The sequence below is a fragment of the Actinomadura napierensis genome (assembly GCF_039529375.1).
Taxonomy (GTDB): Bacteria; Actinomycetota; Actinomycetes; order Streptosporangiales; family Streptosporangiaceae; genus Spirillospora; species Spirillospora napierensis.
Window position 1 is genome coordinate 1 of sequence record NZ_BAAAMR010000225.1, and the last position, 5,102, is coordinate 5,102.

Here is a 5,102-nt window from a genome sequence, read left to right on the forward strand (position 1 = left end):
GGCGGGCGCCGGCCGGGCGGCCGGCGCGCCGGGACCGCGCCCGGGGCCGTTCCCGGCAGAGTAGCGGGCCCGCGCCGCCGATGCCCGGAGCACGGCACCGGAAGATCGATCTTCATCGGCCGGGCTCACCGGTCGGGGGCGCCGCGCAGCACCGAGCGGATCCGGGCGAGGACCTCGGTGAAGCGGGACTCGGCGCCGTGCCGGGTCGGCCGGTAGTACTCGCGGCCGTCGACCGAGTCGGGCGCGTACTGCTGCCGGACGACGCCGCCGGGATGGTCGTGGGCGTACTTGTAGCCCTGCCCGTGGCCGATCTTCGCGGCGCCCTTGTAGTGCGCGTCCCGCAAATGTCCGGGGACGGGTCCGGCCAGGCCCTTGCGGACGTCGCCGAGCGCCCCGTCCACCGCCATGATCACGGCGTTGGACTTGGGCGCCAGCGACAGGTGGATCACCGCCTGCGCGAGGTTGATCCGCGCCTCGGGCAGCCCGACGAACTCCACCGCCTGCGCCGCCGCGACCGCGGTCTGCAGCGCGGTCGGGTCGGCCATGCCGACGTCCTCGCTGGCGTGGACGATCAGGCGCCGCGCGATGAACCGCGGGTCCTCGCCGGCCTCGATCATGCGGGCGAGGTAGTGCAGCGCCGCGTCGACGTCGCTGCCGCGGATGCTCTTGATGAACGCGCTGATGACGTCGTAGTGCTGGTCGCCCTCGCGGTCGTAGCGGACGGCGGCCCGGTCGACGGCCTTCTCCAGCACGTCCGCGTCGATCACCGCGCCGTCGTCCACGACGAGGGAGGCGGCCTCCAGGTAGGTGAGGGCGCGGCGGGCGTCGCCGCCCGCGAGCCGGACGAGGTGGTCCTCGGCGGCGGGGTCGAGGCCGACGGCGCCGTCCAGGCCGCGCTCGTCGGCGAGGGCGCGGCGGATCACCTCGCGCAGCTCGTCCTCGCCGAGCGGTTCGAGGGTGAGCAGCAGCGACCGCGACAGCAGCGGGCTGATCACGGAGAAGAACGGGTTCTCGGTGGTGGCGCCGATGAACGACACCCAGCGGTTCTCCACGGCCGGGAGCAGCGCGTCCTGCTGGGCCTTGTTGAAGCGGTGCACCTCGTCGACGAACAGCACGGTCTGCCGCCCGGCCATGCCGAGCTCGCGGCGGGCCAGGTCGATCTCGGCGCGGACCCGCTTGACGCCGTCGCTGACCGCGGAGATCTCCACGAACCGGCGCGAGGTGACGTGGCTGACGACCGTGGCGAGGGTGGTCTTGCCCGTGCCGGGCGGGCCCCACAGCACCAGCGACATCGGCACGTCGCGGTCGACGAGCTGCCGGATCGGGGTGCCGGGGCCGAGCAGGTGGCCCTGGCCGACGACCTCGTCCAGCGCGCGGGGCCGCATCCGCACCGCGAGCGGCTGCCGGCCCGCCTCCGCCGCCGTCATGGGCGCCGCGGGCGAGCCGCCGTCACGGCCTCGCGACGGGCTCGCGGTGCCGGCGGCCGGATCGTCGAAAAGCCCGTCCGGCTGGTCCGGTTCCGCCCTGCTGGTCACGCTCCGACACTATCTCGCCGCAGCGACATTCCCGTCCGCTCGGTTTTCCGGTCCGACAGCGCCGGAACCCTGGACGTGGCCCACAGCGTGACGACGACGATGGTGCAGCCGACGATCCCGTCCGTCCAGTAGTGGTTCGCGGTGACGACCACGATGAGGAACGTGAGGATGGGATGGGCGATCATGATGAACCGCCAGCGGCCCCGGCCGTAGTGGACGGCGCCCCAGGCGACCAGCAGCGCCCATCCGACGTGCAGCGACGGCATGGCGGCGAACTGGTTGGCCATGCCCTCCCCCGGCTTGGAGCTGTAGGAGCTGGGGCCGTACACGTTCATCAGGTCGATGAAGCCGTGCCCGGGCAGCATGCGGGGCGGTGCCAGCGGGAAGGCGAAGTGGAGCGCCAGCGCCGCAGCCGCCGTGACCGCGATCACGACCCGGACGCGCGGCCAGCCCTCCCGGTGCCGGAACCACATCCATCCCATGAACAGCACAATCGCCGGGAAGTGCACCCGGACGTAGTACTCGTTCGCGGCGCGCACCCAGCCGTCCCAGCCGAGCGACCACTTCTGGAACGCCGACTCGTCCGGCAGATGCAGCGTGCGCTCCAGGTCCCACAGCCACCGGGCGTGCGCGAACGCATCGGACGGACGGCCGTCGGCGAAATGGCGGCCCAGCTCGTAGGCCCCGATCACCACGCCCATCAGCAGGACCTGCAGCACGGTCGCCACCACTGGGCGGCGGCCGGTCGTGTCGCGTCGCAGAATCGCCTCCGTACCCCGTGAACGCCGCATGGGGTTCATCATCCAGCCGCCCGGCGCGGCTCGCCTGATACGACAGGAGGGTATCGGTCTCCGCCTGGAGTCCGAGACGGGCCGGGAACCCGTCGTCTCGCCACGTCGTTGTCACGTGCCGAGAGAAGGCACAATCAGGAGCGTGACGGTGTCCGGTACGGCCCACCGCCGGCGCCATGGGCAGGCGGGTCTGCTCGTGGCGCTGTTCGTCGTGGCCGGGCTCGTCTTCAGCTACGGCTTGGGGCACGCGCCGCCCGACCGGGTCTGCATCGAGAACGGGATGAGCGTGCCCGCCGGGGTCGCCGCCGCGATGCACCACGGCGCCCATGGCCATCCCGGCCCTGCTCTGTCGGCCCATGGAGTTCCGGGCCATCACGGCTCCGCGGGGACGTCTCTCAGCGCGCCGCTGAGGCTTCCTCCGCTGGCTCCCGCGGACGCCTGTCTCTGCCTGGCCGTGCTGTTCGCGCTCATGCTGCTGGGGCTCACCGGGGGGCGCCGCGCGCTGCTGCGCCTGCCCGCCCGCTCCGGCCGGGCGCCCGCGCCGCCGCCCGGCGGCGTCCTCTCCCCCGTTTCCCTGGCCTCCCTCCAGGTCCTCCGGCTGTGACGGACCGGCCGTAAGGCCAACGGCACCGCCGTGCGCGCATGTCCGCGCCGGCGCGGGCCGTCGCGTCCGTACATCCGTTGAGACCCCTGAGAGGACCGCTCTATGTCCAAGAGCGCGCGGAACCAGCAAGCCCGCAAGAAGAACGCCCGGAAGAAGAACGCCCTGACGCAGCGTCAGGTCCCGTGGGGCGGCATCGCCTTCTTCACCGTCATCGGCCTGGTCGCGGTCGTCGCCATCGGCTACGCGTTCGTGCAGTCCAGGCCGTCGTCCGCCGACGGCGCCTCGTCCATCAAGGGCGTGGTCGTGAAGGACGGCCTGAGCCGCAACCACGTCTCCGGAACGGTCAGCTACGACGGGAACCCGCCCATGGGCGGCGACCACGACCCCGTCTGGCAGAACTGCGACGGCCGCGTCTACGACCAGGCGCTGCGCAACGAGAACGCCGTCCACTCCCTGGAGCACGGCGCCGTCTGGATCACCTACCGCCCCGGCCTGCCGACCGCCCAGTTGGACGCCCTCAAGGCCAAGGTCGAGCGGACCGACTACACGTTCCTGAGCCCGTACCCGACGCTGGACGCGCCGATCGCGCTCACCGCGTGGGGCCACCAGCTCAAGCTCCAGGACGCCGGGGACGCGCGCGTCGACCGGTTCCTGCGCGCGTTCGTCAAGGGACCCCAGACCCCCGAGCCGGGCGCCGCCTGCGACGGCGCCAAGGACACCCCGTGACCGGCCCCCTGCCGGACGACCGCGCCCGGCCCCGCGGCCGCCGCATCACGGTCGCCATCGCCGCCCTGGTGCTGCTCGCCGCAGCGACGCTGCTCGGCACGACGGCCTGGAAGTCGGGCGAACCGGCCGCCGACGGGCCGGAGGCCGGATTCGCCCGCGACATGAGCGCCCACCACGCGCAGGCCGTGGAGATGTCGTTCATCGTCCGGGACCGCACGTCCGACCCGGCCGTCCGGCTGCTGGCCTACGACATCATCAACACGCAGTCGGCGCAGATCGGCATGATGACGGCCTGGCTCGACCAGTGGGGCCTGCCCAAGACCGACCCGGCCGGCCCGATGCGCTGGATGTCCGGCCACTCGGGGATGGCCATGCCGGCCCCCGCGACCGGCGCCACCATGCCCGGGATGGCGACCGACGCGCAGCTGGCCGAACTGCGCAAGGCGTCCGGCAAGGACGCCCAGGTGCTGTTCCTCCGGCTGATGACCGCGCACCACCGCGGCGGCGTGGACATGGCCCGCGCCGTCCTCGACCGGACCGGCCGCGACCAGGTCCGGCGGCTCGCCCGGACGATGGTCAGCGGGCAGCTCTCGGAGATCACGCAGATGAACGCGATGCTCCGGGAGCGCGGCGCCCCGCCGGCCTGACCGCCCGGCGGGCGGCGTGGCCGCGCCGCCCGCCGGGTCCGCGCACGCCGTCCGGACGACCTTCGCGATAGCGCTTGACAGCGCGGTCCGATCGCGGGTCACTGACCACCATGGCTCACAACCTCAGCGGCTACCACCGGGCTCTGGACCTGTTCGAAGGTCTGCTGGCCGGCGTCCCCCAGGACGGCTGGGACGCCCCCTCCCCCTGCGCCGGCTGGACGGCCCGGGACGTCGCCGGCCACGTCATCGGCGGCCAGTACCTGGTCCGGTCGCTGGCGACCGGGGAGCCCGAGCCGGACGTCACCACCGACCCGGCGCGGTTCGCGGCCGGGGACGCGCCGGCGGCGTGGCGCACGGCCCGCAAGGAGGCCGCCGCCGCGCTGACCCCGGACGGGCTGAGCCGCCCGGTCCCGGTCGGGGCCCTCGGCCGGCTGCCGCTGGGCGACTTCCTGGAGGGCTACATCCTGGAGCCGCTGGTGCACGCCTGGGACCTGGCCCGCGCCACCGGCCAGCCGTCCCGCCTGGACCCCGACCTCGTCCACCACGCCTTCGCCACGGCCCACATGATCGCCGCCGACCTGCGCACGGCGGGCCGGCTCGCCCCCCAGCTCCCCGCCCCCCAGGGCGCCGACGAGCAGACCCGCCTCCTGGCCTTCCTCGGAAGGCCGATCACCTGAAGCGTCCAGCCCTACGGGATCCCGGCTGACCGGCCCAACGGAAGACCGAACCCAAGCCACAGGCCACGGGCAGGCACGCGGAGCGAGCGCCAGCGAGCGGAGCGGGCCTGCCCGACGGGGGG

Annotated in this window: 6 protein-coding genes; 4 read left to right on the forward strand and 2 right to left on the reverse strand. The window is 73.8% G+C overall.

The window, feature by feature from the left end:
* Positions 1-125: 125 nt before the first annotated feature.
* Complete coding sequence (locus ABD296_RS48785) at positions 126-1,427, reverse strand: replication-associated recombination protein A (RefSeq protein WP_344285196.1); 1,302 nt, start codon at positions 1,425-1,427, stop codon at positions 126-128.
* A gap of 104 nt (positions 1,428-1,531) precedes the next feature.
* Positions 1,532-2,326 (reverse strand): phosphatase PAP2 family protein, encoded by a 795-nt coding sequence (locus ABD296_RS48790; RefSeq protein WP_344285181.1) that lies wholly within the window; start codon positions 2,324-2,326, stop codon positions 1,532-1,534.
* Positions 2,327-2,468: 142 nt separating this feature from the next.
* On the opposite strand from ABD296_RS48790, the gene ABD296_RS48795 reads away from it, so the two are divergent.
* The 4 genes from ABD296_RS48795 to ABD296_RS48810 all read left to right on the forward strand — a co-directional run bounded on the left by ABD296_RS48795 (position 2,469) and on the right by ABD296_RS48810 (position 4,980).
* The gene (locus tag ABD296_RS48795; protein WP_344285184.1) at positions 2,469-2,930 is read left to right on the forward strand and encodes a hypothetical protein; all 462 of its coding nucleotides are present in this window, start codon (positions 2,469-2,471) and stop codon (positions 2,928-2,930) included.
* Between the two features lie 102 nt (positions 2,931-3,032).
* A complete protein-coding gene (locus tag ABD296_RS48800) occupies positions 3,033-3,656 on the forward strand; it encodes a DUF3105 domain-containing protein (protein WP_344285187.1) in 624 nt (207 codons plus the stop codon).
* A complete protein-coding gene (locus ABD296_RS48805) occupies positions 3,653-4,303 on the forward strand; it encodes a DUF305 domain-containing protein (RefSeq protein WP_344285190.1) in 651 nt (216 codons plus the stop codon). Before ABD296_RS48800 ends, ABD296_RS48805 begins: the two co-directional genes overlap by 4 nt.
* Positions 4,304-4,413: 110 nt before the next feature.
* Complete coding sequence (locus ABD296_RS48810) at positions 4,414-4,980, forward strand: TIGR03086 family metal-binding protein (RefSeq protein WP_344285193.1); 567 nt, start codon at positions 4,414-4,416, stop codon at positions 4,978-4,980.
* Positions 4,981-5,102 lie beyond the last annotated feature (122 nt).